This is a genomic window from Methylobacterium sp. WSM2598 (assembly GCF_000379105.1).
Classification (GTDB): domain Bacteria; phylum Pseudomonadota; class Alphaproteobacteria; order Rhizobiales; family Beijerinckiaceae; genus Methylobacterium.
The window spans coordinates 2,519,255-2,544,959 of record NZ_KB900609.1; the positions used below are offsets into that span (position 1 = coordinate 2,519,255).

Genomic DNA, 25,705 nt, shown 5'->3' on the forward strand with positions numbered 1-25,705 from the left:
GGGGGCGCCCGGCGCGTCCGCGACTTTCCTCATCGGGCAGGACGAGCCGCGGATCTGGTTCGCGATGCGGCCTATTTTCAGGACGCGCGCCTTGCGACCGGTCAGGAGGGTTCGCGGCCGCCCCTGGCGGCCCACAGCCGAGCACGACGCGTCGGTCAGGTCGGGCTCATGCCCATCCCCCCTCGCGGTCGGCGCATCTCGATCTTGCATGGTCGGCGAGGCCCGGCTTCGCCCGGTCCGTATCCAAAGCCCGCCCTGGTCTCCATGCACCGGTTCGCAACGGCGGCAGGGCGGCTCGGCATGTCGGCCTTCGGACGGACGCGAACGTGCCACCGCCGCGGTCCAGGTACCGCCGGGGACACGCATGGCGTCGCAGGCAATATGGAGACAAGGCGCAGCCGCGCCGGCATTGTCTCAGCATTGACCCAGCTTACGAAAGCCGTCGATCACTGTAGGAAGTATATTTTGGAGCGGGCGAAGGGATTCGAACCCTCGACCCCAACCTTGGCAAGGTTGTGCTCTACCCCTGAGCTACACCCGCTCTCTTCGGCGTTGGCGCTGCGCCGCTGCCGATGGCCGGGATAAACACCATTCCGGCCGGCGGCGCAAGGGGTGCTGCGCCGCTTTTTTCGCGCCGGCTACCAGAGCGGCGCGGGGGGGCGGCCGTGGGCGATCTCGTCGAGGCGCGCCCGGGTCGCCGGGCTCGTCCCGGCCGGGAGCGCCCCGAGGGGGAAGAACCCCGCCTCGGCGATCTCGCGGTCGGGTCGCTTGGGCCCGCGCACCGCGAAGACCGGCGCGACGTAGAGGACGACGTGGTCGCGGCGCGAGACCCGGCTGTTGAAGAAGACCCCGTGCAACCGGGCGGCGCCGGGGTCGATCTCGATTTCGGCCTCCTCGCGGAACTCCCGCGCCAGGGCGTCGAGCGCGGTCTCGCCGGGCTCGACGCCGCCGCCGGGCAGGTGCCAGCCGTCCAGGTAGGTGTGCCGGATCAGGCAGACCCGACCCTCCCGGTCGATGGCGGCGCCGCGCACGCCGAGGGTCATGCCCCGCGAGACGCGCCAGACCAGGTGGGCGCCCCGCGCGAGCAGGCGCTGCGTGCGCGTCGCCATCCGACTCAGACCACCTTGAGGCGGATGGCGCCGACGCCCGCGATGCGGGCCTCCATGGTCTGGCCGCGCAGGACCGGACCGACCCCCTCCGGCGTGCCGGCGAAGATCACGTCGCCGGGCTCCAGGGCGAAGTAGGCGGACAGGTAGGCGATCTGCTCGGGCACCGACCAGATCATGTCGGAGAGGTCGCCCGACTGGCGCAGCGCGCCGTCGACGGTGAGCGTGATCGCGCCGCGCGCCGGATGCCCGATCGCGGAGGCCGGGCGCAGCAGACCGACCGGCCCCGAAGCGTCGGCGGCCTTGCCGAGCTCCCAGGGCCGGCGCAGGCTCTTGGCCTCGTCCTGGAGGTCCCGGCGCGTCATGTCGAGGCCGACCGCGTAGCCGTAGACGTGGTCGAGGGCCGATTCGACCGGGATGTCGCGCCCGCCGCGGCCGAGGGCCACCACGAGCTCCACCTCGAAATGGTAGTTGGCAGTCTTGGGCGGGTAGGGATGCTCGACGGTCTCGCCGTCCGGGACGACCTGCAGCGCGTCGGCCGGTTTCATGAAGAAGAAGGGCGGCTCGCGGGTCGGGTCGGCGCCCATCTCGCGGGCATGGGCGGCGTAGTTGCGGCCGACGCAGTAGACGCGCCGCACCGGGAAGAGGTCGTCCGTCCCCTCGATGGGAAGGGCCGTGCGCGGGGGATTGGGGATGACGGAGAGCATGAGCCTCGATCTCGGAGAAGCCGGGCCAACGACTTGGCAAGCCCGGGCCACTTGGCAAGCCCGGGCCACTTGGGAGGCCCGGGCCACTTGGGAGGCCGGGGCCACTTGGGAGGCCCGGGCCGACACGCTATCTAGAGGCCGCCCCCGCGGGACGCCATCCTGGCGCCTCACCCTCTGACCGCGATGCCCCACTCCCCCCACGCCGACCTCCTCGACGCCCTGCGCGGACGCCTCGGCGCCGCCCAGGTGATCACGGACGCCGATGCGATCGCCCCGCACCTCGCGGAAACCCGCGGCCTCTATCGGGGCGCGGCGCTCGCCGTGGTGCGACCGGCCGACACCGAGGCGGTCGCCTTCGCGGTGCGGGCCTGCGCCGCCGCCCGGGTGCCGGTGGTGGCGCAGGGGGGCAATACCGGCCTCGTGGGCGGCGGCGTGCCGGAGGGCGGGATCGTGATCTCGCTCGCCCGCCTCGACCGCATCCGGGAGATCGACCGGGAGAACGCCACGCTCACGGCCGAGGCGGGCTGCATCCTCGCCCAGGTCCAGGCGGCGGCCGAGGCGGAGGGCCTGCTGTTCCCGCTCTCCCTCGCCTCGGAGGGCTCCTGCCGGATCGGCGGCAACCTCTCCACCAATGCGGGCGGCACGGCGGTGCTCGCCTACGGCAACGCACGCGACCTCGTGCTCGGGCTCGAAGTCGTGCTGGCGGACGGGCGCGTCTGGAACGGGCTCACGGCCCTGCGCAAGGACAATGCCGGCTACGACCTCAAGCACCTCTTCGTCGGCTCGGAGGGCACGCTCGGCATCATCACGGCCGCGGTGCTGAAACTCTCGCCGCGGCCGGACTCCACGGCGACGGCCTTCGTGGGGCTGGCCTCGGCCCGCGCGGCGCTGGCCCTGCTCACGCAGCTGCGCCAACGGGCGGGCGGGCGCCTCACCGCCTTCGAGTACGTCCCGCGCTTCGGCCTGGAGATCGTGCTGCGGCACGCCCCCGGCGCGGTGCGGCCGCTCGGCGGCGACCACGAGGCCTACGCGCTCGTCGAGCTCTCCTCCGCGACGCCCGACGCGGACGCGGCGCTGGAGGCGCTGCTCGCCGCGGCGCTGGAGGAGGGACTCGCCGAGGACGCGGCCCTGGCCCGCAGCACGGCGCAGGGCCGGGCCCTGTGGCACCTGCGCGAGAGCCTGTCCGAGGTCCAGCGGCGGGAGGGGGCCTCGATCAAGCACGACGTCTCGGTGCCGGTCTCGCGCGTCCCGGACTTCCTCGAACGGGCGAGCGCGGCCTGCGAGGCGGAACTGCCCGGCGTGCGGGTCTGCGCCTTCGGCCATCTCGGCGACGGCAACATCCACTTCAACCTGACGCAGCCGGTCGGCATGGCGGCGCCGGACTTCCTGGCCCTGTGGCCCCGCTTCAACCGGATCGTGCACGATCTCGTGCATGCCATGCGCGGTTCGATCGCGGCGGAGCACGGAGTCGGCCGGCTCAAGCGCGACGAACTCCTGCGCTACAAGGACCCGGTCGCCCTCGACCTGATGCGGCGCCTGAAGGCCGCCCTCGACCCGGACGGCATCCTCAATCCCGGCAAGGTCGTGCCCGTTCCGGAGGCAGCCCCGGAGCCCTGAGCGGCCGCGCTCCTCTCCCGGCCGATCCGCCGCACTGCCCGTTCCTCAGGCAGATCCGCCGCGGCCGAGCGTTGCGCGCCGCGCCTCGCGGCGGGCTCCCGCTGCACCCCGAAAGATTTTCCGCGCCCAACATTCAGATTTTCTGAGATGCGGTGAAGTGTAGCGGGCGCGGGCGGCGCCGGCTGCCTCGCGGCGGCACCCGCCGATCATCCGCCGCCCCCGGATCCCAGGGGCAGGCAGACCGCCGAGGCGAGATTCACCGCGAAGGACCGACGTCGCGGGCCCGAGACTGCCTCCGCGGCGCCTCATCCCGGCCCATCGGCCGATTGCCCGGGCCCACCCCCTCCGCGCCGGCGCCGCGCTGGCCGCCCGCGCGCGGCCGCCGTTGCTGCGGTGCAGCATAAGGTCGCAAAGGAATTCCGTTAGCCGGGAATGGCACATTCCTCGCCTCACCACCGTTCAGTACGGCGGGCTTTCGTCCGGCCCGGGGGCCGCCGGTTGCGTGACCGCGGATTGGCCGGTGGAGGTGGTATGGCCGATTTTCTGACGGTGGCGCTGATCTGCGCCAAGACGCTCGCAGGACCGGATTGCTCGCGCGACACGGCACTCGACGTGGTGATCGCGCCCGCGCCCTCGCCCGTCGCCTGCATGATGCAGGGCGAGACGCTGGCCGCGCGCAGCAACCTCGTCGACCGCGACACCAACTATCTGAAGGTGTCCTGCGAGCGGCGCCGGACGGCCTCACTGGCGCCGACCGACTCCGTGGCGTCGCGGGCACCCTAGGATCCGGATCGGGCCGGACTCCAAGTCATCCGCCACTCATCCGACGCGGGCGTCTCCGCGGATCAGGGCAGCGCCCCGATCAGCGTCTTCGCCTGAGTCATCGTGTCCTCACAGGCATCGGCCTTGCCGGCCTTGTCCTGCTCGCGCGCCTTCGCGATCAGGGCACGGGCCTGCGCGATCTTCTGCGGATCGGGCTTGACGCCGGGATCGCTCGGCTGACCGCCGGGCGGCGTCGGAAGTGCACGGGGCGAGCCGGTCTGCGTGCCGGTGCTTCCCGTGACGGAGGCCGCGCCCGCGCTGTCGAGTCGCCGCTCGATGGTGGCGATCTGCTCGGCACAGGACGTCGCGAAGGCCGGCGCGGTGCCGGACAGCGCGACGAGGACGCTCGTCACGGCGATGGTCATGCGCATGGGTGGGGTCTCCTGTCAAGGCGATTGCCGGTCGGCCTTTTCGGCAGATTCGGCGCGAGGACTTCACCAACCCCCGAGCGGGGCACAGGGTTCGCAGTTCGAGCAAAGGGTTAGCCGGGGCCACGGCGTCTCCCCGCAGCGGTCACAAGGGCGTGAGAATGCGGGCGCGGGGACGGGCGAGCCTTGTCGTGGATGCAGGTCCCGGCCCAGATGCGCGGCGGGCCGGCGAGAGCTCGCATCCGGGAGGACGCGCATGCGCATGCGGCACCCCATCGTCGCGGTCGCCGCGGCCGCGCTGGCGGCAGCCCTGCTCCGGCCCGCGGCGGCGCAGGACATGATGCGGCACGTCGATCTCACCTCTCCCGACATGGCGCAGCCCGAGACCAGCCGCGAGGCCGTAGAGGCCATGATCGCGGCGTCGGGCGGGCGGCCCCTCGACCTCTCGGGCCGGCGGCTCTCGGGACTCGACCTGTCCGGCCTCGACCTGCGCGGGGCCAACCTGCGCCTCGCCCGGCTGAACCGGACCAAGCTGCGGGGCAGCGACCTCTCCGGGGCCGTGCTCGATCAGGCCTGGGCGCTGGAGGCGGATCTCTCCGGTGCGCGGCTCGCCGGCGCGAGCCTGTTCGCCCTGCAGGGCCGCGGGGCGATCCTTTCGGGAGCCGACCTGTCGGGGGCGCGGATCGTCGGCGACCTCACCGGGGCCGACCTCACGGGCGCGCGCCTGCGCGGGGTGCGCGGCGGCGCCGACATGCGCAACCAGTCGATGGGGCTGATCCGGGCCGTGCTGGTCTCGGCCAAGCTCGACCGCGCGGACCTCGCGGGGGCCGACCTGTCTCGGGGCAAGCTCGACTTCGCGAGCCTGACCGGGGCCGAGCTGTCGAAGGCCGACCTGACGGGGGCCGACCTCTCCGGGGCGGATCTCACCGGCGCGCGGATCGCCGGCGCCACCCTGACCGGGGCCGACGTCACCGGGGCGAAGCTCGTGCGCCTCGACGGCGCGCAGGCGGCGCGCGGCCTCGACCATCTCGTGAACGGCGACCGGGCGGTCCGGGACTGAGAGGACCGGGCGCGGGACCGAGAGCGGACCGAGAGGGGACCCTTGGAGCCCCGGCGGGCGAGCCGGCCTCAGAGCTTCGCCTGGATCTTGCGGGCGATCTCGCCCAGCCGCTGCTCCAGCAGCGTGGGCACCTCGCAGACGTAGGTCAGCGACTGGCTGCGCTCCTGGAAGATCCGCTTGTCCCAGTTGAAGCGGGTCTCCAGCTCGCTGAGCTCCTTCGTCTCCTTGACGTCCGGCGAGGTCTTGATCTCGCTGATCTGGCCGGCCTCGTCGCGGATGCGCTCGGCCATGACCCGCTGACCGCGGGCGTAGCGGCCGATGCCGGCCACCACCTTGCCGCGCTCGCCGTTGATGACGTCGAACACGCCGGCGAAGACGCGGGTCAGGCGCTCGGCCTTGTCCGGCCCGGCCTTCTCGGCGAACTCGGCCAGGAGGGGATCGACCTCGTCGAGGGGCGTCTTGCGCGAGGCGAGCTTCTGGGCGAGCTGCGCCGCCTCGCGGTCGCGGCCCCAATCCTGCAGGGCCTGGGTCGGGTCGGGCCCGGTCCAGACCGCGCCGAAGCCGAGGGTCGGCACCTTGCGCTGCGGGCAGGGCCATTCGGGATCGGGCTTCGGCTGCGCGAGGGCGGCGGCGGACCAGGCGGCGGCGAGGGCGGCGAGGGCGAGGGTGCGGAGCATCGTCACGAGGGATCCCGTCCGTGTCAGGCGGCGTCGCCCGCCGGGCCGCCGCGCCGGGCGAGGAGGCCGCGGCCGGGGTCGTAGGCGATCACCGCGAGGATGAAGAAGAGGAGGCCGGTGCCGAGCACCACCGCGCAGGCGACCGGCTCGAAGGCGCCGTAGAGGGCGAAGCGCACCAGTTCCACCGCGTGGGTGAAGGGGTTGGCCTCGCAGATCCAGTACAGCGTCGCGCTCGACTCGTTCACCCGCCAGAGCGGGTAGAGGGCCGAGGAGGCGAAGAACATCGGGAAGATCACGAAGTTCATCACGCTGGCGAAGTTCTCGAGCTGGCGCACCAGCGAGGAGAGGAAGAGCCCGATCGCGCCGAGCATCAGCCCCGAGGCCACGAAGGCCGGCAGCGCCGCGAGGTAGCCGGTCCAGGGGATGTCGGTCTCCCAGAAGGCCGCGACGGCGAGGAAGACGTAGGCCTGGATGATCGAGACCGCCACGCCCGCCGCGAGCTTGGCGAAGAGCAGGCTCCAGCGCGGATACGGGCTGGTGAGCAGCACCCGCATCGAGCCGACCTCGCGGTCGTAGACCATCGACAGCGAGGATTGCATGCCGTTGAAGAGCTGGATCATCGCCGCGAGGCCCGGCACCACGTAGACCTCGTAGAGCACGTAGGTCTGGTAGGGCGGCGTGATCGACAGGCCGAGCGTGTTGCGGAACCCCGCCGCGAAGATGAAGAGCCAGACCAGCGGGCGCACCAGGGCCGAGAAGAACCGCTCCTTCTGGTTGAAGAAGCGCAGCAACTCCCGGCGCGTGATGCCCAGGAAGCAGATCAGGTAGCCGGTTGCGTCGAGGCGGCCGCGGGACGCCGCCTTGTCGGGCGCCGGGAGGGCGGGAGCGGAACTCATGCGACCTGCCTCCGGCCGGGCTCCGCCACGATCTGGCGGAAGGAGGTTTCGAGGGAGCCGGAGGGCTCGCTGAGCGCGCCCGCGAGCCCGCGGGCGACGATCCGGCCCCGGTGCAGGACCACCACCCGGTCCTGCGGCTCGACCTCGTCGAAGATGTGGGTGGCCCAGAGCACCGAGAGCCCCTCCTCCCGCACCAGCGCCCGCACGATGGCGACGATGTCGGAGCGGGCCTCCAGGTCGAGGCCGACGGTGGGCTCGTCGAGGAGCAGGAGGTCGGGGGCGTGGATCAGGGCGCGGGCGATCTCGATGCGCCGCGACTGGCCGCCCGAGAGGGTGCGGATCTTGTCGTCGCGCCGGTCGATCAGGCCGACGCGGGCGAGCAGGGCGGCGATGCGCGCCTCGGCGGCCCGGCGGGCGATGCCGTGGAGCGCCGCGTGGTAGAGCAGGTTCTGGCGGACGGTGAGGTCGGTGTCGAGGGTGCGGGCCTGGAACACGACGCCGAGCCGCGCCAGGGCCCGCGAGGGCTCCCGGCGCAGGTCGTGCCCGAAGATCGCCACCGCCCCCTCCTGGTTGGTGTAGAGCCGGGTGACCACCGAGAACAGGGTGGTCTTGCCGGCGCCGTTGGGGCCGAGCAGGGCGACGAACTGCCCCCTCGGCACCTGCAGGGAGACGTCGTCGAGGGCCGCGCGGCTGCCGAAGCGGTGACTGACGCGCTCGACGGCGAGCGCCGGCGCCGGCTCGGGCGAGGCGGCGCTCATCGGCCGAGGGCCTTGCCGGCGTCCCGAACCGCGTCCATGCACTCGTCGAACTCGCCCTCGCCCAGCTCGCGCTCGGCCGTGCGCAGGGCCTTCCTGAGGCTGCGCTGGAGCGGCTCGGCCGGCGACTTGGCCAGTTCGGCCTTGATCATCGCGATGCCGTCGCGGCAGGAGGCCGCGTCGTCGGCCCTCGCCGGCGCGGCCGCGAGGCCGCCCGCGAGGCCGCCCGCGAGGCCGGCGATCAGACACAGGGTGGCGCGCATGGGGGTCCGGTTTCCTCCTCGGTCGGGGGATGATGTAGGTCGCCGCGGCGCGGGGCGGAACGCCCTCACTTCACGATGAAGCGCCCGGTCATGCCGCGGCTCTCCAGCCCCTGCACGAACCACGGGAACTCGCCGGCCCGCACCGCCACGAACTCGACCTCCATCGTGCCCTGGTCGTCGAATTCGAGGTGGTGCGGCGGGCCGGCCATGTGGACCTCGAGATGATTCACGATGATCTGATTCATCCAGACGCCGCGGAAGAAGTCGGGCGCGAAGAACTTGTATTCCTTCTGACCCTTGGCGGTGATGCGGAGCCGGTAGGACTTGCCGGCCTCCATCTCGATGTCCTTGGCGGAGACCGCGTAGTCGTTGCCCTGGTCGTCGCCGAGCACGAGGTCGGGCAAGTCGGTGCGGCCCTTGGCGAGGTCGCGGGCGGTGGCCGGGAGGGCGGCCGCGAGAGTGGCCGCGAGAGTGGCCGACAGCGCGGCCGCGAGAGTGGCCGACAGTGCGGCGAAGAGGGCGGCCTTGCGGAGGAGCGCGTGCATGAGCCTGTCCTGGTGGGGAAGCGGGGCGGCCTCAGCAGAGCGGCGCGGGGCAACTCTGCCGACCTCTTGTTCCTGCATCATCGTCGCCGCCGAACCGGCGACCGCTCCGGCGGGTGATGCTCAGCGGGGCGAGACCGCCACCCCCCAGGGCAGCAGCCCGACCGGGATGCTCTTCACCACCTTCAGGCTCTCGACGTCGATCACCGAGACGTCGTTCGAGGTGCCGTTGGTGGTGAAGAGCTGCTTCTGGTCCGGCGTGAAGGCGAGCTGCCAGACGCGCTGGCCCACCGGCAGGTACTTCTCGACCTCGAAGGTCCTGGCGTCGATCACGGCGACGCGGTTCGCCGGGCCCAGGGCCACGAAGGCGCGGCTGCCGTCCCGGGTCAGCCGCACGCCGACCGGCTGGATCTGCTCGTCGGTGACGCCCGGGATCTTGAACGAGATCTTCCTGACCACCTTGCGCGCCGCCGCGTCGATCACCGCGACGGTGCCGCCGACCTCGGCCGAGACCCAGAGCCACTTCCCGTCGGCCGAGAACTCGGCGAAGCGGGGCCGGGCGTCGACCAGCACGTTGTCGATCACCTGGTGCGTCCGGGTGTCGATGAAGTGGGCCATGTTGGTGGTCTCGGAGGTGTTCACCAGGATGGTGCCGTCCGGGCTCAGGCCCATCCCCTCCGGCTCCACGCCCACCGGGATCTCGGCGACGATCCGGTTCTTCTCGACGTCGAGCACCGTGACCTGGCTGTCATCCTCGTTGGCGACGTAGAGGGGGTTCCCGTCCGGCGCCAGGATGAACAGTTCCGGGTCCGGCCCCGAGCGCAGGGACTTGGTGATCTTGCCGGTGGCGGTGTCGACCACGTCGATGCGGTCGTCGTCGCTGGCGCAGACGTAGAGCTCCTTGCCGTCGCGGCTGATCGTGACGCCGCGCGGGCGCCGCCCCACCGGCCAGGTCGCCGTCACCTGCAGGGTCGCCGAGTCGATGACGCTGACCGAGTTGCCCTTCTCGTTCGTCACGTAGACCGTGTAGGCCCGCGCCGGCGGCGCGGCCGCGAGGCCGAGCCCCAACGCCGCGAGGGCGAGCGCGTCCCTGATCCGGTGGCGGCGCATGTCGGTTCCTCTCCGGGTGTCCGTCGTCTTGCCCCTATGGGCTTCGTCTTGCCCCTGCGGGCCGTCGGCCCCGCTATGCCGCGGGAAGGCGCGGGCCGCGCCTCACGATTTCGCCAGCTTGCACGGCGTCTCGGGCAGGTCGAAGCCGAGCGTGTCGAGGGGCGTGCGCTGGTGCAGGTAGCCCTGCTCGGGCGCCACCGCCACCAGGAAGCTCGGCTGGACCAGCAGGATCGGCTGGCGCAGCTGCCTGTCCCAGGGCCGGAAGCTCAGCGACACGCCCTTGTAGGCCGGCAGCGCGAAGGCGGGATCGGCGAGGAGCCCGGCGATCGCGGCCGGATCCGCGCTCTTGGTCTGCAGGGCCGCCTCGCCGACCGCGCGGATCGCGGTCCAGAACTGGTAGTCGAGGGGCCGCATCAGGCGCCCGGTCAGGCGGCGGAAGCGGTTCTGGGCCTGGGCCGCCCCCCAGACCTCGAGCGTCGGGTGCCAGGTCGTCGGGAAGAGCCCCTGCGTGCCCACCACGGGGCGCGGGTCGACGGTGTGGAAGGGCACGTAATCGCCGAAATCCCCCGCCTCGTCCGCCACCACGGCCACGTCGTAGTCGAGGCCGCGGGTGAAGACGAGGGCCTCCGCCCGGGTCGGCGTGTCGCCCCGCGCCTTGGCGAGGGGCCCGAAGGTCCAGGGCTTCTCGGCGGTGATCTGGAGCCCGAACTTCTTCGCCGAGCGCCGCATCGCCTCGGCCCAGAGCCGGTCCCCCTCCTGCGGCCCGACGATCAGGAAGAGCTTGCGCCAGCGCATGAAGGCCAGGAACTGCACCAGCGCGTCCGTCTGCATCGCCCGGCTCGGCGCGACGTGGAACACGTTGGCCCGGCAATCGGCCCCGCGCAGGCGGTCGTCGGGCGCGGCGGCGTTGAAGAGCGTCACGCCCGTGTCCTTCAGCGCGTCCGCCACCGCCAGCACCTCCGGCCCGGCGAGGGCGAGCACGATGAAGCGGATGCCCCGGCCGGCGAGGTCGCGGGCGGCCGCGACCGGATCCCGCGGGGGCGGACCGCCGGGCGCCGGGGCGGCGAGCGCCTCCTCCTCCAGGGCGTAGAACCGCTTGACGAAGCGGCCGGTGGCGTTGTTGTCGCGCACCGCCATGCGGGCGCCCGCCACGCCCTCGTCCTCGGGGGCGGCCTGCGCGTCGTAGGAGGAGGGCGCCGCCGGCGGCCGGTAGATCAGGCCGATGCGGATCTCGGCCGCGCCCGGGGGCGCCACCTCGGGCGCCGCCGCCGGGGGAGCCTTCTGGGCGAGGGCCGGCAGCGGCCCCGCGGCCGCGGCGAGCGCCGCGGCGAGGAGGCCGGTCCGGATCAGGGGGAGGCCGGGGAAGCACGCCATGCGGGCGGCACGCTAACCAGAATTCTCCCGTGCGCTCAACGCTTTATCGATAAGGGAAATCTAAGACGGGGATGGCGCGCGGTCGCACCCGAAAGTCCAAGCCGCCGCCGGCACGGGGCCGCCCCCCGCCGCGTTGCGCCGGCCGCCCCCGCCGTGGCATCGTCCGGCGATGCGTGCGGCCCGCCTCCTCCCATTCCTCGCCGCCCTGCTGCTGCCGGGCGCCGCGCTCGCCGCGCCGCGGAGTGCGGCGGTGTTCGGCATCGAACTCCTCGACCCGGGCGTGGTGGGCGGGCGCCCGCCGCGCCCCGAGGAGGCCCGCCGCCTCGCGCTGATCACCGACGCGCTGCGCCGGGCGGTGGCGGAGCAGGAGACGGTGCAGGCGGTCGACCTCGCGCCGAAGGCCGAGGAGATCCGCAAGGACGCGCCGCTCTACAAGTGCGAGGGCTGCGCCGAGCGCATCGCCAGGGAGGCCGGCGCCGGCCTCGCCATCTACGGCTACGTCCAGCGCAACACCAACCAGATCATGAACCTCAGCGTCACCATCTCGGACAGCGAGAGCGGCAAGGTGCTGCGCGGCGGCCAGGTGGTGATCCGCGGGGACACGGACGAGACCTGGCTTCACGGCCTGCGCTGGCTGGTGAAGAACCGCCTCTTCGCCGACCCCCTGCCCGACCGGTCCTGACCCTTGCCCGATTCCCCCTCCCTCCCGGCCCGCCCGCGGGTGCGGCTCCTGGTCAGCGTGCGCGACGCGGCCGAGGCGGCCCTCGCCCGCGCGCGGGGCGCCGACCTCGTCGATGCCAAGGACCCCGACCGCGGCGCCCTCGGCGGCCTGCCCGCCGCGACCGTGCGGGCGATCGTCGCCGCTTCCCCCGGCGGATTGACCAGCGCCGTGGCGGGCGAGCCCCGCGACGCGGCCGAGGCCGCCCGGATGCTGGCGGAGCTGCGCGGAACCGGGGTGGATTACCTCAAGATCGCGCGGCCGGCCGCGTGCCGCGGCCTCGCGCTGCCGCGGGGCGCGCCGGTGATCGCGGTGCTCTTCGCCGAGGACCCGATCGGGGCCGGCGATCCGGCGGCGCTCGCGCGAGCGGGGTTCCGCGGCGCCATGATCGACACGCGCGGCAAGGACGGGCGGCGCCTGACCGACCACCCCCCCCTGCCCCGCCTCGCCGCCTTCCTGGCGGAATGCCGGCGGCACGGGCTGCTCTCGGGGCTCGCCGGCTCGCTCGCCCTCGACGACGTTCCGGCGCTCGCCTCCCTCGGGCCGGATTACCTCGGCTTCCGCGGCGGGCTCTGCGGCGGCGGCGACCGGCGCGGCGCCCTCGACCCCGCCCGCATCGCGGAGGCCGCGCGACGCCTCGCCGCGGCTGCGGCCCGCCCCGCGGCGGCGTAAGGACGGCGCCATGACGCGCCCCCTCAGCGTGGTGAAGCTCGGCGGCAGCCTCGTGGCCGATGGCCCGCGCCTGCGCGGGCTGCTGCGCGGCCTCGCCGAGGGCGCCGAGGGCGCGGCCGTGATCGTGCCGGGCGGCGGCGGCCTCGCCGAGGCGGTGCGCGAGGCCCAGGCGGCCCTCGGCTTCGACGACGGCCTCGCCCACCGCCTCGCCCTCGACGCGATGGGCGGCATGGCGCGGATCCTCCAGGCCCTCGAACCGCGCCTCGCGGTGTCGCGCGACCCCGCGGCCGCGCTCGCGCGGGGCCTCGTGCCGGTCTGGGACCCGGCCGCGCTCAAGGCCGGGCACCCGGCCATCCCGGAGAGCTGGGACGTGACCTCCGACAGCCTCGCGCTCTTCCTGGCGGCCGAACTCGGGGCGGCGCGCTGCATCCTGGTGAAATCGGCGCGGGCCGAGGATCCGGTCGCGGCGGGGCTCGTCGACGCGGCCTTCCCCCGCTTCGCCCGGCGCTTCCGGGGCGAGATCCGGCTGCGCGGCCCGGGCGGCGAGCGGGTCTGGCGCGCGCCCGCGCCGGCGGAGGCCTGAGATGGCGCGCGCCCTCCCGCGCAGGTGCCGCCGCCCAGGTCCGGGCCGGCCATGACCGAGCACCTCGTCTTCGTCACCGGGCGCCTCGCCAAGCCGCGGCTCGAATCGGTCGTCGCGGCGCTCCCGCGCGAGCGCTTCACCGGCACCATCGCGGATGCGGGCGTGAAGGTCGCCGCGCTGATGACCGAGGAGATCATCCGCCGCCGCGTCACGCTGCCGGAGGGGGCCGACCGCGTCATCCTGCCGGGGCGCTGCCGGGCCGACCTCGCCGCGCTCTCCGCCCATTTCGGGGTGCCGGTCGAGCGCGGGCCCGACGAGATCGTCGACCTGCCGGCCCATCTCGGCCTCGCCGGCCGCAAGGTCGACCTGTCGCGGCACGACCTCACCATCTTCTCGGAGATCGTCGACGCCTCCCGCATGACGCCGGACGAGATCCTCGCCCGCGCCCGGGACCTCGCCCGCCGGGGCGCCGACGTGATCGACCTCGGCGGCCTGCCGGACACGCCCTTCCCGCACCTGGAGGAGGCGGTGCGGCTGCTGAAGGGGGCGGGCCTGCGGGTCAGCGTCGATTCCTTCGACCGCGAGGAACTCGCCCGGGGCGCGCGGGCGGGCGCCGATTTCCTGCTGAGCCTCAACGAGGACAGCCTCGACCTCGCCTTCGAGACCGACGCCGTGCCGGTGCTGGTGCCGGTGCGGCCCGACGACCTCGAGTCCCTCGACCGCGCGATCGCGCGGATGCGGGCGGCGGGAAAGCCCTTCCTGGCCGACCCGATCCTGGAGCCGATCCATTTCGGCTTCGCCGCCTCGATCGTGCGCTACCACGAGACCCGCCGCCGCCATCCCGACATCGAGATGATGATGGGGACCGGCAACCTGACCGAACTGACCGAGGCGGACAGCGTCGGGGTGACGGCGCTCCTGGTCGGCCTGTGCTCGGAACTGGCGATCCGCAACGTGCTGATCGTGCAGGTCTCGAACCACACCCGACGCACGGTCGAGGAGCACGACGCCGCCCGGCGGGTGATGTACGCGGCCCGCGCCGACGGGGCGCTGCCGAAGGGCTACGGCCGCCAGCTCCTCGGACTCCACGACAAGCGCCCCTACACGCAGACGCCCGAGGAGATCGCGGCGCTGGCCGCCGAGGTGCGCGACCCGAACTACCGCGTCGCGGTCGCGCAGGACGGGGTCCATGTCTACAACCGGGCGATCCACAAGGTCGGCACCGACGCCATGGCGTTCTTCCCCGACCTCGACGTGGCGACCGACGGCGGCCACGCCTTCTATCTCGGCGGGGAATTGACCAAAGCCGAACTCGCCTGGCGGCTCGGCAAGCGCTACGTGCAGGACGAGCCCCTGGACTGGGGCTGCGCGGCGGATGCGGCGGCGGAGGACACCACCGCGTTCAAGGAGGTCGGCCACACCCTGCACGGGCGCCGGCCGGCCCGCGCGCCCGACGGGACGGAGTGAGCGGTGCCGCTGATCCTGGAGACCATCGTCACGACCCAGGCGGCGGACCGCCTGCACCTCGTGCCGTTCGGGCTGATCCAGGAGGGCGACGGTTTCGTGCTCGCCCCGTTCCGGCCCTCGCCGACGATCACGAACCTGGAGGCGAACCCGACCTTCGCGGCCGCCGCCCCCGCCGACATGCGGGTGATCGCCGGCTGCGTCACCGGGCGGCGCGACTGGGCCACCCTGCCCTGCGCGCGCATCCCGGGCCGCCGCCTCGCCGAGGCCTACGGCCACCGGGAATTCGAGGTGGTCGCGGTCGAGGACGATCCGGTGCGCCCGCGCTTCCGCGCCCGCATCGTGCACGAGGAGGCCCACCGCCCCTTCACCGGCTACAACCGGGCCCAGGCGGCGGTGCTGGAGGCGGCGATCCTCTCGACGCGCCTCGACCGCCTGCCGCCCGAGAAAGTGCTCTCGGAGATGCGATACCTCTTCATCGCGGTCTCCAAGACGGCCGGCCCCGCCGAGCGCGAGGCCTGGACCTGGATCGAGGAGAAGGTCGCCGCCGCGCTCGGCCTCGGGGCGGCGGACCGGCTCCTCGCCGACGACACCGATCCGTGAGAGGAGTTCACCCATGAAGCTGTTGATCGGGAGCGCCGTCGCGGCGCTCGTCGCGCTGTCGCCCCTCGCCGCCGAGGCGCACGGCCCGACCCGCAAGAAGGTCGAGGAGAAGATCACCATCGACGCGCCGCCCGCCAAGGTCTGGGCCGTGGTCGGCAACTTCCAGGACATGAGCTGGCTGCCCCCGGTCGAGAAGACCGAGGGCAAGGGCGGCAACGAGGTCAAGGCCACCCGCACCCTCACGCTCAAGGGCGGCGCCACCGTCGAGGAAGAGCTCTACAAGTACAACGCCGAGCAGATGAGCCTGTCGTACCGGATCAACAAGGTCGACGTGAAGGTTCTGCCGGTCAACAACTACTCCTCGACGATCAAGGTCGAGCCCGCCGAGGGCGGCAAGTCGAGCGTGAGCTGGGACGGCGCGTTCTACCGCGGCTTCATGAACAACGACCCGCCGCCCGAGCTGAGCGACGAGGCGGCCGTGAAGGCGGTGAGCGACCTCTACAAGGCCGGGCTTCAGGGCCTGAAGGCGAAGGTCGAGAAGAGCGGTTCGTGAGGGCCCTGCTCGCGGGGCTCCTCCTCGGCGCCGGCCTGCTCGCCCCGGCGGGCGCTGAGGAGGCGGTGGTCACGGCCCAGAACGCGAACGCGGTCGACATCGTCGACCTCGCGGCCGGCCGGGTCGCGGCGACGCTGCCGGTGCCGGGCGCGCCGGCCGGCGTGGCGCTCTCGCCGGACCGGGCGCGGGCCTACGTGACCGCGCCGGAGGGCAAGGCGCTGGTGGTGATCGACCTCGCGGCCCGGCGCGTCGCCGGCACGGTCGCCCTCGGGGGCGGGCCCCTCGGCGTCGGGGTCAACCCGGCGAGCGGGGAGGTCTACGTGGCCGACTGGTACGCCAAGCGGCTCTGGGCGGTCGATCCCGGCACGCTCGCGGTCACCGGCGAGATCGCGGTGGGCACCTCGCCGTCCGGCATCGCGGCGACCCGGGACGGGCGCCTGATCCTGGTCACCGACCGGGACGACGACGCGGTCTCGGTGGTGGACGCCGCGACCCGCCGGCGGGTCGCGGTGGTGAAGGTGGGCACGCGGCCCTTCGGCGTGACCCTCGACCCGGACGGGCAGCGGGCCTACACGGCCAATGTCGGCTCGAACGACGTCTCGGTGATCGACCTGGCGGCGCGGCGGGAGATCGCCCGGGTCCCGGTCGGCGAGCGGCCCTACGCGGTCGCGCTGACCGGCGGCCGCGCCTTCGTGACCGACCAGTACGGCGGGACGGTCAGCACCTTCGACCTCGCCGGGCTCACGCCCGGCCCGCGGATCGAGGTCGGCGAGTATCCCGAGGGCATCGCGGCGAGCCGCGACGGGCGGCGGGTCTACGTCGCGAACTGGGAATCGAACACCGTCAGCGTGATCGACACCGGCAGCCTGCGGGTGACCGGGCAGGTGAGGACCTCGGACGGGCCGCGGGCCTTCGGGGACTTCTTGCGCTGACCCCGTCCCGGGCCGATCCTGCGGCGGCGTCCCGGGCGGGAGGCAGGGCAGGGAGGCAGGGCAGGGAGGCAGGGCATGAGCGACGATTACGCGTGGCGGAGGATCGGCCGGCCGGTCTTCATGGAGCCGCCCTTCGACGGGGAGCCGGTGGGCCTGCAGCTGCGCAGCGGCGCGGTGGTCGAGGGACGGCTCGCCGAGCCGGAGGTCGTGGTGACGGAGGACGAGGCCTTCTCCCTCCGCGCCATGGCGTGGCGGCGCCGCGACGGCGGGCCCCTGCCGGAGGACGACCCGCCGGTCTGCTGGCGGCCCCTGGATGCGGCGCCCGAGGGCTGAGCCGCGACGCGGCCCTCAACGCGCCCCGACGCGCCGCGCCTCGGCGACGCTCCGCGTCGCCCCGATGCCCGGCGCCGCCCCGGCGCCCGGCGTCGGCACGATGTCGTTGGCGATCACCTCGCCGAAGGGCCCGTCGTTGCGGGCCCGCCGCGGCGCGGTCCCGGTCGTGTCGCGCAGGGGGAGTTTCGGGAAGACGAGTTCGGCGAAGCGGTAGGCCTCCTCCAGGTGCGGGTAGCCCGAGAGGATGAAGCGGTCGATGCCGAGGTCGATGTACTCCTTCATGCGGTCGGCGACCTGGTCGGCCGAGCCGACCAGGGCGGTGCCGGCGCCCCCGCGCACCAGCCCCACCCCGGCCCACAGGTTCGGCGCGACGACGAGGTTTCGGCGGTCGCCCCGGTGCAGCGCCATCATGCGGCTCTGCCCGACGGAATCCTGGCGCTTCAGGGTCTCCTGCGCCCGCGCGATGGTGGCGTCGTCGAGGCGCGAGATCAGGGATTCGGCGGCCTCCCAGGCCGCGCCCTCGGTCTCGCGCACGATCACGTGCAGCCGGATCCCGAACGAGAAGGTCTTCCCCTTGGCGGCGGCGGCGGCGCGCGCCCGGGCGATCTTCTCGGCCACCTGGGCGGGGGGCTCGCCCCAGGTCAGGTAGACCTCGCAATGCTCGGCCGCGACCGCGATGCCGGCCTCCGACGAGCCGCCGAAATAGAGCGGCGGCGAGGGCTGCTGCACCGGCCCGAAGATCAGCCGCCCCTCCTCGGTGCGCAGGTGCCGGCCCGCGTAGGTGACGGTCTCGCCCGCCATCAGGCGGCGCCAGATGTGCAGGAACTCGTCCGTGACCGCGTAGCGCGCGTCGTGGTCGAGGAAGACGCCGTCGCCGCGCAGCTCCACCGGGTCGCCGCCCGTCACCACGTTGATGAGCAGGCGGCCCTCGGAGATCCGGTCGAGGGTCGCGGCCATGCGCGCCGCCGCCGACGGCTCCTGCAGGCCCGGCCGCACCGCCACGAGGAAGCGCAGCCGGCGCGTCAGCGGGGCCAGCGCCGAGGCGACGATCCAGGAATCCTCGCAGGACCGCCCGGTCGGCAGCAGGACCCCGAAATAGCCGAGGTCGTCCGCCGCCTGCGCGATCTGGCGCAGATAGGCGAGGGAGACGTGCCGGGCGCCCTCGCTCGCGCCGAGGTAGCGGCCGTCGCCGTGGGTCGGGAGGAACCAGAGGACGTCGGTCTGTGCGCTCATCGCTGTCCTTCCTGACGACGCGCGCCGCCTGCCGCAGATCCCGGGCGGCAGACTCGCGGTCGGGTGGAGTTCAGGAACGAGAGATTACAGCCCGAATTGCCTCGGTCAATTTCGGATTTTTCGAGATTTCGGAAGATATCTTCCTCGTCAGCGGTGAGGCGGGGAAGATTCTTGTTGCGGGTGAGTCGACAGGCAAGAACGAGGCACGGCCGCCCCGCGCGGGGCGGCCGTGCCGGTCAGGTCGTCACAGGCCGGCCAGGGCGTCCAGGGAGCCGCGCGCCGTCATGGCGAGCGCGGCGACGAGCACGCCGATCATGCCGTAAGAGAAGGCTCTCAGAAGCATCGCGGGGCCCGGATCAGCACCGCGGCCCGCCGGAGACCTGGCCGTACTGCTTCACCGGCCGGTTCTGCTGCCGCGCGTTGCCCTCGGCCGCGGGATTGTCGCAGCGGTCGAAGAGCGGCCCGTCATGCGCGCCGAGGGGCGCCCAGCCGCCGATCGAGCCCGTCGTGCCGACGTCGCGCGGGTGGGAGGGCTGGAACGGCGCCCCCGGGCCGAAGGCCATGGCGGACGAGACCGGCGCGAGGCCGAGAACGAGGGCGGACACGGCGGCGGCGATACGGGTCTTCATCTCAGTCTCACTCTCCTTGTTCCTCGGCGAGATCTTCCGTAGATCTCGCCTCGTTCGACACTCCCGATATAGGATGTTGCAGCGCAACGCGGCGTGCGATCGCGCACATGGAGGCAGGGATTAAAAGTCGAAGTCACCAGGAAAGTGCGTCCTGATCTGAGACATGGAATGTATTGATAGGGATGTTTCGCCGCACGGCGGATTGATCCCCAGCGTCAGAGCGTCCGCAAGGCAGGGAGCAAGCGCGACCGATGCGGCCACCGATACAGGACAGCGCTTCAGGACAGCGCGCCGCGTCGCCCCGCGCCGCCAGGTCGGGGTCGAGCGCGACCGGGGGACGGTCGCGTCAGGCCGGGACCGGCTCCGGCTCGGCCAGGGCCGCCGCGATGGCGGCCTCCAGGGCGGCGGGGCGGGCGAGGGGCGGGTAGCGGCCGATGACCCGGCCGTCGCGGCCGACCAGGAACTTGGTGAAGTTCCACTTGATCGCCCGGGTCCCGAGGAGGCCCGGCCGCGCCCGCTTGAGGAAGTCGAAGAGGGGGTCGACCCCGGGCCCGTTCACCTCGACCTTCGCGAGGACCGGGAAGGTCACGTCGTAGGTGAGGCGGCAGAAGCGCGCGATCTCGTCGGCGTCGCCGGGCTCCTGCGCGCCGAACTGGTTGCAGGGCACGCCGAGCACCACCAGCCCCTCGGGCCCGTACCGGCGCCAGAGCGCCTCCAGCCCCTCGTATTGCGGGGTGAAGCCGCATTTCGACGCCGTGTTGACGATGAGGAGCACCTTGCCGCGGTGCTGGGCGAGGGGATGCGGGGTCCCGTCGGCGGCGCGCGGCGCGAAGTCGTGAATGGTCGTCATGCGCCCGAACATGGCAGGGAGCGCGGCCGACGCAAGGCGGGGCCCGCCCGGGCGGAGGCTCGCGCGGGGGAGAGCTTGGACGGCGGCGCGGCGGCGCCCTAGCTTCGCCTCGGCCGAGTCCGCCGGGACCCCGTTCCGAGACCACGTTTCATGTCAGCGATCCTCGAATCCCTGAGCGCCCTCGACGCGAGCCGCGCCGCCACCCAGGCGCGGCTGGCGCGCACGGTGGCGACCTGGAACCTGGACATCGTCTGCCTGCTGCGCTCGGCCCAGGCGCTCGGGCGGTCGGAGCAGGCTCTGCGCGAGGTCCCGCCGGCGCTCGCGCAGAGCCGGCGGCGGCGCGCCGCCTCGTCCCGGGCCGAGTGGCCCGCCTCGCTGATCGCCGAACTGCCCGAATCCCCGGCGCCCGTCACCTCCGGCTGATCGGCCGGACGGCGCGGGCCTCAGAGGCCGAGATCGCCGAGACCGGGATGATCCTCCGGCCGGGGTCCGAGCGGCCAGTGGAACTTGCGGTCCTGCTCGCGCAGCGGCACGTCGTTGATCGAGGCCTCGCGCCGCCGCATCAGGCCGTTCGCGTCGAACTCCCACTGCTCGTTGCCGTGGGAGCGGAACCAGTGGCCCGAATCGTCGTGCCACTCGTAGGCGAAGCGCACGGCGATGCGGTTCTCGTGGAAGGCCCAGACCTCCTTGATCAGCCGGTAATCGAGCTCGCGTGCCCATTTCCGGGTCAGGAACTCGACGATGGCCTCCCGCCCGGAGAAGAACTCCGCGCGGTTGCGCCAGCGGCTGTCGGGCGTGTAGGCGAGCGAGACCCGCACCGGGTCCCGGTGGTTCCAGGCATCCTCCGCGGCGCGGGCCTTGCGGGAAGCGGTCTCCGCCGTGAAGGGCGGCAGGGGCGGGCGGCTCTCCGACATCGCCCGCCTCAGGCGAGATCCAGCATCAGGCGCAGGTTCTGCACCGCGGCGCCGGACGCGCCCTTGCCGAGATTGTCGAGCCGCGCGACCAGCACCGCCTGGCCGTGCGCGTCCGAGCCGAACACGCGCAGCTCCAGACCGTCGGTGCCGTTGAGCGCCTCCGGCTCCAGCCGCTCGCGATGCGCCCCCTCCTCCGCGCCGGTGACCACCCGCACCAGCTCCTCGCCCGCGTAGCGCGCCGCCAGGGCCTGTTCGAGGTCGCCCGGGCGCGGCCGGCCCGGCAGCGCGTCGAGGTGGAGCGGGATCGACACCAGCATGCCCTGCCGGAAATTGCCGACCGAGGGCACGAAGATCGGGCGCCGGGTCAGGCGGCTGTAGGCCTGCGTCTCGGGCAGGTGCTTGTGGGCGAAGCCGAGGCCGTACAATTCGAAGGCCGGGGCGGTGCCGTCCTCGTAGGCCTCGATCATCTTGCGGCCGCCGCCGCTGTAGCCGCTCACCGCGTTGATGCTGATCGGGTGATCGGCCGGGATCAGCCCCGCATCGACGAGGGGGCGCAGGAGCGCGATCGCCCCGGTCGGGTAGCAGCCCGGATTGGCGACGCGCCGGGAGGCCCGCAGGGCCGCGCGCTGCTCGGGCGCGAGTTCGGCGAAGCCGTAGGTCCAGCCGGGGGCGACCCGGTGCGCGGTGCTGGCGTCCAGGATGCGCGGACCGCCCCCCGGCAACGCGTCCGCCATCGCCACCGTCTCCTTGGCGGCGTCGTCGGGCAGGCACAGGACCACGAGGTCGACCTCGGCGAGGAGGGCGCGCTTGGCGTCCGGGTCCTTGCGCTGCGCGGGCGGGAGCGAGCGCAGAGTGATCTCGTGCGAGGGCTCCAGGCGCTCGCGGATGCCCAGGCCGGTCGTGCCGGCCTCGCCGTCAATGAAGACGCTGGGGCGGTTCGTGGCTGTGCGGCTCATGGCAGGCTCCGCGCGGCGTCGCGATCGGACGCCGGGACGCGATGTGGGATGGGGTCAGGAGCCCGCCAAGTCAACGGGGCGCGTATCAACGGGGCGCGCGTCAACGGGGGGCGTGACGTCGACCCGTCGACGGGGCGCGACGCCGCGCCGTTCCGCCCCCTCCCCCGCCGGGGAGGAACCGGGCGGGCCGAGGCCCGGTTGCCGTGTCCAAGACGATTGCACGCGAGGCAGATCATGGCCGGCACGGCGAAGCGAACGGATCCCAAGCTGTGGGAGCGGGTGAAGGCGAAGGTCACGCGCTCGAGCAAGGGCGGCAAGCCCGGGCAATGGTCGGCGCGCAAGGCGCAGGCCGCCGTCCACGACTACAAGGAGGCGGGCGGCGGCTACGTGGGCGCGAAATCTCCCGACAACCACCTGACCCAGTGGACCGAGGAGGAGTGGGGCACGCGCTCGGGCGCCAAGAGCGGCGAGACCGGGGAGCGGTACCTGCCGAAGGCGGCCCGGGCGCGCCTCAGCCGGGGCGAGTACGCCCGCACCTCCGCCAAGAAGCGGGCCGACACCGCCAAGGGCAAGCAGCATTCGCGCCAGCCCGCCGACATCGCCGCCAAGACAGCCTCGGGGCGCAAGACAGCCTCGGGGCGCAAGACAGCCGCGGCGCGCAAGGCAGCCGCGGCGCGCAAGACGGCCTCGGCCCGCAAGACGGCCTCGGCCCGCGAGACGGCCTCGGCCCGCGAGACCGCGTCGGCGAAGCGCGATTCGGGCAAGGGCACGACCAAGGCCGCCCTGCTGCGGGCCGCCCGCGCCCGCAACATCCCGGGCCGGTCGCGGATGTCGAAGGACGAATTGGAGCGGGCCCTCGGTGCGCGGGGGTGAGGCGACGCCCGCCGCGCGGCGGCCGCGGCCCGGGCGTCATCCGACATCCGGTTGATGGCTTCGCCATCTCCCATTTCGGCCATGCGGATGTCGGCGTCGCTCAGGCGCCGCGCGGACTCGTGATCCGGTTGATGGCTTCGCCATCTCCGATGTCGGCCATGCGGATGTCGGCTTCGCTCAGGCGCCGCGCTCAGGCGCCGCGCAGGCTCGTGATCCGGGATCCGCGTCGATCAAGCGGATCCCGGATCACTCCTCGCCCACGCTCTCGCGCAGGCGCTGCAGCTGCGGGCGCAGCTCCTGGCAGCTGAGGTCGCGCGCGAAGCGGTCGATCGCCGGCACGTCGCGGCTGTTGCGCAGCTGGGCGAGGATCTGGGCCTCGCGCTCGCAGGCGCCCGGGGTCGCCCGCGCCGTGCTCGTCGTCAGCGGCTCGCCGGGGATCGGCGGGATCGGGTCGGGCAGAACGGAAGGCGGTGCGGGCGGACGCACCGCCTCGATCAGCCGGGCGAGCTGCGGGCGCAGCGCCTCGCAGGTGAATTCGCGCTCGAAGCGCAGCACTGCCTCCGGCGCGCGGGTCGCGCGCAGGCGGGCGAGGGTCTGGGCCTCGCGCTGGCAGGCCCCGTTGTGCTCGGCGCCGGGCGGGGAAGCGGCGGGGCCGGGCGCGACGGCGGCGGTCGCCGGGTCGGTGCCGACCGGCCGCGTCTGCGGGAGCGGCCGGCGGGCCGGCTCGCCGGCGGGCGGCGCGGCCGGGCTGCCCGTGAGCTTGGCGACCTGGGCGCGGGCCAGATCCGCGTAGAAGCCGGCCGGATGCGCGGCCAGGAAGGAGGACCACGCCTCCCGCGTGCCGACGCGCTCGGCGAATTCATAGTCGCGCCGCATCTCCTTGGGGTCGCCCTCCGGGTCGGCGGCCCTGAGGTCCGGCACCAGCGCCATGGTGGCGCCCCCGAGGGAGCCGTAGACGAAGGGCTCCTGCTTGCCGCCGGTGAGGCGCAGAACCTCGTCGCGGACCCGCCCGAAGGCGACCCGCACGTCGAGGCCCGGCGCTGCGAGGTGCTTGAGCATCGCCGTCGTGAAGGGGCTGTGGTCGCCGCCGCCGTCGTCGGCGACCGACCCGGCCTTGGCCGCGAAGGCCACGAGGGTGTCGCTGATCAGCGGGTCCACCTTGGCGAGGCCGTTCGCCACGCCCCGGATGCTCACCATCCGCTGCATGCCGACGTTGAACGGGTTGTTGCGGCAGGCATCCAGGATGACGAGGCGCAGGCGCCGCGCCGGCTCGATCGCGCGGATCACCCGCTCCAGCGACAAACCCTCGTCCTCGACGTCGAAATCGGTCCGCAGGCGGGCATCGGTCGGGATCAGGTAGTTGATCCCCGCGACCTCGATGCCGTGGCCGGCGAAGAACACCACCGCGACGTCCGCGTCGCGGCTGGTCTGCATGAATTCCCGCACGGTGCGCTTCAGCTCGACCGTGCCGAGATCCTGCCTCAGGTCGACCGACTCGAAGCCCGCCCGGCGCAGCATCTCCGCCATGGCCGAGGCGTCGCGGCCCGGATTGGCGAGCACCGGCACGGAGCGGTAGGCGGAGTTCCCGATCACCAGGGCGACGCGCCGGTCGGCCGCCGAGGCCCCCGTCCCGGTCAGGAGGCATGCCGCCAGGATCAGGAGCGGTCCCAGTCTCCACCGCAACATCCTCGCCTCCTCGCGGCGCTCCCGCGCGACGCGCTCCCCCGCTTCTCCGGGACGGGCCCGGCCCGATGGACGGTTCCCCGCCCCGATACCGCGACCCAGCATGCGCCGGTTGCGGCCATGAACGCAATCAACTGTGACGTGCTCAAGCCCGCTCCGGCCGGCGGCGGGCGCTCAAGCCCGCTCCGGGCGGCGGGCGCTCAAGCCCGCCCCGGGCGGCGGGCGCTCAAGCCCGCTCCGGGCGGCGGGCGCTCAAGCCCGCCCCGGGCGGCGGGCGCTCAAGCCCGCCCCGGGCGGCGGGCGCTCAAGCCCGCCGCCGGCCGGGATGCGGGATGATCCGCGCCGGGGCCGGCTGCGGCTCGACCGGCTTGTCGGGAAACCACATCTTCACCGTCGTCCCCGTGCGGGGGTCCAGGATGGTGAGGGTCATGGACGCCTCCTCTGTCGCTGATGCGGACCATTCCATCCCCCGGCCCGGGCGGATGTGATGGACCGCACCCGGGGCGCCTCAGCCGTAGCGGCCCCGCCGCGGCGCCCGCGCCCGGGGCGGCCGGCCCGAGGCGGTGACGAGGACGCGGATCGGCTTGGAATAGATCGGCGGATCGTGCGGGACGTGGTCCTCGTCGGCGAGCAGCAACTGCAGGGTGTGGCGGCCGAGCGGCAGCGTCACGCGCGCCTCGGTCTGGCCCGCGCCGAAATGCAGGTGGTTGAAATCGTTGGGAATCGGCCGGTCGAAGGGCGGCAGCGGCGTGTCGATGAGCAGGTGGTGGTGGCCCGTATTGGCCTTGACGATCCCGGCCGGCGCCACGCCCATGTTGATGAGACCGAACCGGACCAGGACGGTGCGCGGCACCGTGGCGCCGTTCACCGGGCTCGCGATGTAGACCTTGGCGCCCTTGGCCGAGGCCCGGCGCTGCCCCGGCGGTCTCGGCCCGGCCGCGACGCCGCCGGCGCCGCCCTCCCGCACCACCACCCGGATCTTCTCCGACATGATCGGGGGCGAATGCGCGATGTGCTTGTGGTCGCCGAGCAGGAGCTGCAGCGTGTGCTCGCCCGGAGGCAGGTTCAGCTCGGCCTCGGTCTGACCCGCGCCGAAATGCAGGTGGTTGAAGTCGTTGGGGATCGGCTCGGAGAGGTTCGGCAGGTCGGTATCGACCAGCAGGTGGTGGTGGCCGGCATTCTCCCGCGGCACGCCCGCCGGCGCCACGCCCATGCCGTGCAGGCCGAAATGGATCGTGGTCCGGGTCGGCAGCACGCTCCCGTCCTTGACGTCGACGAAGTAGACGCTCGCGCCGGCCGGCGCCGGGGACGGTCCGCCCCGCGGCGCCTCCTGGGCGATGCCGGGGTGCGGCAGGAACAACAGCAGTGCCGGCAACAGCCTGGTGAGTCGCATCGCCCTCTCCTCCGGGTCA

At 73.5% G+C, this 25,705-nt stretch carries 31 protein-coding genes and 1 tRNA gene; 13 read left to right on the plus strand and 19 right to left on the minus strand.

Annotated elements, in window-relative coordinates:
- Nucleotides 1-466: 466 nt before the first annotated feature.
- The 3 genes from MET2598_RS0111815 to MET2598_RS0111825 all read right to left on the minus strand — a co-directional run bounded on the left by MET2598_RS0111815 (nt 467) and on the right by MET2598_RS0111825 (nt 1,813).
- Nucleotides 467-541, minus strand: a tRNA-Gly gene (locus MET2598_RS0111815).
- Nucleotides 542-638: 97 nt separating this feature from the next.
- Nucleotides 639-1,109 (minus strand): NUDIX domain-containing protein, encoded by a 471-nt coding sequence (locus tag MET2598_RS0111820; protein WP_012334715.1) that lies wholly within the window; start codon nt 1,107-1,109, stop codon nt 639-641.
- 5 nt (nt 1,110-1,114) lie between these two features.
- Complete coding sequence (locus MET2598_RS0111825; protein ID WP_012334716.1) at nt 1,115-1,813, minus strand: fumarylacetoacetate hydrolase family protein; 699 nt, start codon at nt 1,811-1,813, stop codon at nt 1,115-1,117.
- A 183-nt stretch (nt 1,814-1,996) separates the two neighbouring features.
- On the opposite strand from MET2598_RS0111825, the gene MET2598_RS0111830 reads away from it, so the two are divergent.
- Both MET2598_RS0111830 and MET2598_RS0111835 read left to right on the plus strand, forming a co-directional pair.
- Nucleotides 1,997-3,430, plus strand: a complete 1,434-nt coding sequence (locus tag MET2598_RS0111830) for an FAD-binding oxidoreductase (RefSeq protein ID WP_018260973.1) — start codon at nt 1,997-1,999, stop codon at nt 3,428-3,430.
- 531 nt (nt 3,431-3,961) lie between these two features.
- Nucleotides 3,962-4,213, plus strand: a complete 252-nt coding sequence (locus MET2598_RS0111835; protein WP_012334718.1) for a hypothetical protein — start codon at nt 3,962-3,964, stop codon at nt 4,211-4,213.
- 62 nt (nt 4,214-4,275) lie between these two features.
- Here the strand turns inward: MET2598_RS0111835 and MET2598_RS0111840 are convergent, their stop codons facing one another.
- Nucleotides 4,276-4,623 (minus strand): hypothetical protein, encoded by a 348-nt coding sequence (locus tag MET2598_RS0111840; RefSeq protein WP_018260974.1) that lies wholly within the window; start codon nt 4,621-4,623, stop codon nt 4,276-4,278.
- Nucleotides 4,624-4,876: 253 nt separating this feature from the next.
- On the opposite strand from MET2598_RS0111840, the gene MET2598_RS0111845 reads away from it, so the two are divergent.
- Complete coding sequence (locus MET2598_RS0111845) at nt 4,877-5,680, plus strand: pentapeptide repeat-containing protein (protein ID WP_018260975.1); 804 nt, start codon at nt 4,877-4,879, stop codon at nt 5,678-5,680.
- 68 nt (nt 5,681-5,748) lie between these two features.
- Here the strand turns inward: MET2598_RS0111845 and MET2598_RS0111850 are convergent, their stop codons facing one another.
- The 7 genes from MET2598_RS0111850 to MET2598_RS0111880 form a co-directional block, all read right to left on the minus strand.
- Nucleotides 5,749-6,357: a hypothetical protein gene (locus MET2598_RS0111850; protein WP_018260976.1), complete on the minus strand. Its 609-nt coding sequence runs from the start codon at nt 6,355-6,357 to the stop codon at nt 5,749-5,751.
- 23 nt (nt 6,358-6,380) lie between these two features.
- On the minus strand, nt 6,381-7,253 hold the full coding sequence (locus MET2598_RS0111855; RefSeq protein WP_012334722.1) for an ABC transporter permease: 873 nt from the start codon (nt 7,251-7,253) through the stop codon (nt 6,381-6,383).
- Nucleotides 7,250-8,011, minus strand: a complete 762-nt coding sequence (locus tag MET2598_RS0111860; RefSeq protein ID WP_012334723.1) for an ABC transporter ATP-binding protein — start codon at nt 8,009-8,011, stop codon at nt 7,250-7,252. The genes MET2598_RS0111855 and MET2598_RS0111860 overlap by 4 nt, the downstream gene beginning before the upstream one ends.
- Complete coding sequence (locus tag MET2598_RS0111865; protein ID WP_012334724.1) at nt 8,008-8,271, minus strand: hypothetical protein; 264 nt, start codon at nt 8,269-8,271, stop codon at nt 8,008-8,010. Before MET2598_RS0111865 ends, MET2598_RS0111860 begins: the two co-directional genes overlap by 4 nt.
- A gap of 65 nt (nt 8,272-8,336) precedes the next feature.
- Complete coding sequence (locus MET2598_RS0111870) at nt 8,337-8,816, minus strand: hypothetical protein (RefSeq protein ID WP_018260977.1); 480 nt, start codon at nt 8,814-8,816, stop codon at nt 8,337-8,339.
- A gap of 120 nt (nt 8,817-8,936) precedes the next feature.
- Nucleotides 8,937-9,923, minus strand: coding sequence for a YVTN family beta-propeller repeat protein (locus MET2598_RS0111875; RefSeq protein WP_018260978.1), 987 nt, complete (start codon nt 9,921-9,923; stop codon nt 8,937-8,939).
- A gap of 102 nt (nt 9,924-10,025) precedes the next feature.
- Nucleotides 10,026-11,297 (minus strand): ABC transporter substrate-binding protein, encoded by a 1,272-nt coding sequence (locus tag MET2598_RS0111880; RefSeq protein WP_018260979.1) that lies wholly within the window; start codon nt 11,295-11,297, stop codon nt 10,026-10,028.
- Between the two features lie 169 nt (nt 11,298-11,466).
- On the opposite strand from MET2598_RS0111880, the gene MET2598_RS0111885 reads away from it, so the two are divergent.
- The 8 genes from MET2598_RS0111885 (at nt 11,467) to MET2598_RS0111920 (ending at nt 17,155) form a co-directional block, all read left to right on the plus strand.
- The gene (locus MET2598_RS0111885; protein ID WP_012334728.1) at nt 11,467-11,979 is read left to right on the plus strand and encodes a DUF3280 domain-containing protein; all 513 of its coding nucleotides are present in this window, start codon (nt 11,467-11,469) and stop codon (nt 11,977-11,979) included.
- Nucleotides 11,980-11,982: 3 nt separating this feature from the next.
- Nucleotides 11,983-12,687 carry a (5-formylfuran-3-yl)methyl phosphate synthase gene (locus MET2598_RS0111890; RefSeq protein ID WP_026190677.1) on the plus strand — a complete coding sequence of 235 codons (705 nt, stop codon included), beginning with the start codon at nt 11,983-11,985 and terminating at the stop codon, nt 12,685-12,687.
- 10 nt (nt 12,688-12,697) lie between these two features.
- A complete protein-coding gene (locus MET2598_RS0111895) occupies nt 12,698-13,270 on the plus strand; it encodes a uridylate kinase (protein ID WP_012334730.1) in 573 nt (190 codons plus the stop codon).
- A gap of 51 nt (nt 13,271-13,321) precedes the next feature.
- Nucleotides 13,322-14,737, plus strand: a complete 1,416-nt coding sequence (locus MET2598_RS0111900; RefSeq protein ID WP_018260981.1) for a DUF6513 domain-containing protein — start codon at nt 13,322-13,324, stop codon at nt 14,735-14,737.
- 3 nt (nt 14,738-14,740) lie between these two features.
- A complete protein-coding gene (locus MET2598_RS0111905; RefSeq protein ID WP_012334732.1) occupies nt 14,741-15,337 on the plus strand; it encodes a DUF447 domain-containing protein in 597 nt (198 codons plus the stop codon).
- 13 nt (nt 15,338-15,350) lie between these two features.
- Complete coding sequence (locus MET2598_RS0111910; protein ID WP_012334733.1) at nt 15,351-15,890, plus strand: SRPBCC family protein; 540 nt, start codon at nt 15,351-15,353, stop codon at nt 15,888-15,890.
- A complete protein-coding gene (locus MET2598_RS0111915) occupies nt 15,887-16,822 on the plus strand; it encodes a YncE family protein (RefSeq protein ID WP_018260982.1) in 936 nt (311 codons plus the stop codon). Before MET2598_RS0111910 ends, MET2598_RS0111915 begins: the two co-directional genes overlap by 4 nt.
- Nucleotides 16,823-16,897: 75 nt before the next feature.
- Entirely contained in the window at nt 16,898-17,155 is a 258-nt protein-coding gene (locus tag MET2598_RS0111920) for a hypothetical protein (RefSeq protein WP_018260983.1), read from the plus strand.
- 15 nt (nt 17,156-17,170) lie between these two features.
- Here the strand turns inward: MET2598_RS0111920 and ssuD are convergent, their stop codons facing one another.
- The 3 genes from ssuD to MET2598_RS0111940 all read right to left on the minus strand — a co-directional run bounded on the left by ssuD (nt 17,171) and on the right by MET2598_RS0111940 (nt 19,867).
- Nucleotides 17,171-18,388 (minus strand): FMNH2-dependent alkanesulfonate monooxygenase, encoded by a 1,218-nt coding sequence (ssuD, locus tag MET2598_RS0111925; protein ID WP_012334736.1) that lies wholly within the window; start codon nt 18,386-18,388, stop codon nt 17,171-17,173.
- 356 nt (nt 18,389-18,744) lie between these two features.
- Complete coding sequence (locus MET2598_RS0111935; RefSeq protein WP_018260984.1) at nt 18,745-19,017, minus strand: hypothetical protein; 273 nt, start codon at nt 19,015-19,017, stop codon at nt 18,745-18,747.
- Nucleotides 19,018-19,363: 346 nt separating this feature from the next.
- Entirely contained in the window at nt 19,364-19,867 is a 504-nt protein-coding gene (locus MET2598_RS0111940; RefSeq protein ID WP_026190678.1) for a glutathione peroxidase, read from the minus strand.
- Nucleotides 19,868-20,017: 150 nt separating this feature from the next.
- On the opposite strand from MET2598_RS0111940, the gene MET2598_RS0111945 reads away from it, so the two are divergent.
- Nucleotides 20,018-20,290: a hypothetical protein gene (locus MET2598_RS0111945; RefSeq protein ID WP_018260986.1), complete on the plus strand. Its 273-nt coding sequence runs from the start codon at nt 20,018-20,020 to the stop codon at nt 20,288-20,290.
- A 20-nt stretch (nt 20,291-20,310) separates the two neighbouring features.
- On the opposite strand, the gene MET2598_RS0111950 is transcribed toward MET2598_RS0111945, so the two are convergent.
- Entirely contained in the window at nt 20,311-20,781 is a 471-nt protein-coding gene (locus tag MET2598_RS0111950; protein ID WP_012334741.1) for a nuclear transport factor 2 family protein, read from the minus strand.
- An 8-nt stretch (nt 20,782-20,789) separates the two neighbouring features.
- Entirely contained in the window at nt 20,790-21,737 is a 948-nt protein-coding gene (gene argC / locus MET2598_RS0111955) for an N-acetyl-gamma-glutamyl-phosphate reductase (RefSeq protein ID WP_018260987.1), read from the minus strand.
- Nucleotides 21,738-21,971: 234 nt separating this feature from the next.
- Here argC and MET2598_RS0111960 point away from each other — a divergent pair, with 234 nt between their 5' ends.
- Complete coding sequence (locus MET2598_RS0111960; RefSeq protein WP_018260988.1) at nt 21,972-22,610, plus strand: hypothetical protein; 639 nt, start codon at nt 21,972-21,974, stop codon at nt 22,608-22,610.
- Nucleotides 22,611-22,856: 246 nt separating this feature from the next.
- Here MET2598_RS0111960 and MET2598_RS0111965 read toward each other — a convergent pair whose 3' ends face one another.
- The 3 genes from MET2598_RS0111965 to MET2598_RS0111980 all read right to left on the minus strand — a co-directional run bounded on the left by MET2598_RS0111965 (nt 22,857) and on the right by MET2598_RS0111980 (nt 25,686).
- Nucleotides 22,857-24,296 carry a caspase family protein gene (locus MET2598_RS0111965; protein ID WP_026190679.1) on the minus strand — a complete coding sequence of 480 codons (1,440 nt, stop codon included), beginning with the start codon at nt 24,294-24,296 and terminating at the stop codon, nt 22,857-22,859.
- A 301-nt stretch (nt 24,297-24,597) separates the two neighbouring features.
- Nucleotides 24,598-24,723, minus strand: coding sequence for a hypothetical protein (locus MET2598_RS43375; protein ID WP_018260989.1), 126 nt, complete (start codon nt 24,721-24,723; stop codon nt 24,598-24,600).
- Nucleotides 24,724-24,801: 78 nt separating this feature from the next.
- Nucleotides 24,802-25,686 (minus strand): DUF4399 domain-containing protein, encoded by an 885-nt coding sequence (locus MET2598_RS0111980; RefSeq protein WP_012334745.1) that lies wholly within the window; start codon nt 25,684-25,686, stop codon nt 24,802-24,804.
- Nucleotides 25,687-25,705: the final 19 nt, after the last annotated feature.